This is a genomic window from Cognatundibacterium curvum (assembly GCF_014284235.1).
GTDB classification, from domain to species: domain Bacteria; phylum Pseudomonadota; class Gammaproteobacteria; order Burkholderiales; family Burkholderiaceae_D; genus Undibacterium; species Undibacterium curvum.
Window position 1 is genome coordinate 1 of the sequence record NZ_JACOGD010000024.1, and the last position, 448, is coordinate 448.

A 448-nucleotide genomic window follows, 5' to 3' on the forward strand; every position below is an offset into this window, starting at 1 on the left:
CTGATTGCCCGTCTCCGCTCGCTGGGTGAACAACTGAACCGTGATGTCAGCCTGACGGGGACGAAAGAAGAACTGGCGCTCCGTGTGGCAGAGCTGAAAGAGGAGCTTGATGAGTTCGTGTCCGTACAACTGAAAGAGGAGCTTGATGACAGGATGAGTTCGTGTCCGTACAACTGGCGTAATCATGGCCCTTCGGGGCCATTGTTTCTCTGTGGAGGAGTCCATGACGAAAGATGAACTGATTGCCCGTCTCCGCTCGCTGGGTGAACAACTGAACCGTGATGTCAGCCTGACGGGGACGAAAGAAGAACTGGCGCTCCGTGTGGCAGAGCTGAAAGAGGAGCTTGATGACAGCTGATGAGTTCGTGTCCGTACAACTCTGAAAGAGGAGCTTGATGACACTGATGAGTTCGTGTCCGTACAACTGCTGAAAGAGGAGCTTGATGAC

The 448-nt window shown here is 53.6% G+C and carries 2 protein-coding genes; both read left to right on the forward strand.

The genetic code is table 11. From position 1 onward, the window contains the following. On the forward strand, positions 1 to 237 hold a 237-nt coding region (gene gpFI, locus H8K43_RS19280; RefSeq protein ID WP_408058566.1), incomplete at its 5' end, for a DNA-packaging protein FI. Further along, the gene (gene gpFI, locus H8K43_RS18680; protein ID WP_456243360.1) at positions 224 to 358 is read left to right on the forward strand and encodes a DNA-packaging protein FI; all 135 of its coding nucleotides are present in this window, start codon (positions 224 to 226) and stop codon (positions 356 to 358) included. The genes gpFI (H8K43_RS19280) and gpFI (H8K43_RS18680), both read left to right, overlap by 14 nt. Positions 359 to 448 lie beyond the last annotated feature (90 nt).

Bases quoted from the DNA above. Each gene is read 5' to 3' on its own strand.
- gpFI (WP_456243360.1), top strand. From the start codon at position 224: ATGACGAAAGATGAACTGATTGCCCGTCTCCGCTCGCTGGGTGAACAA.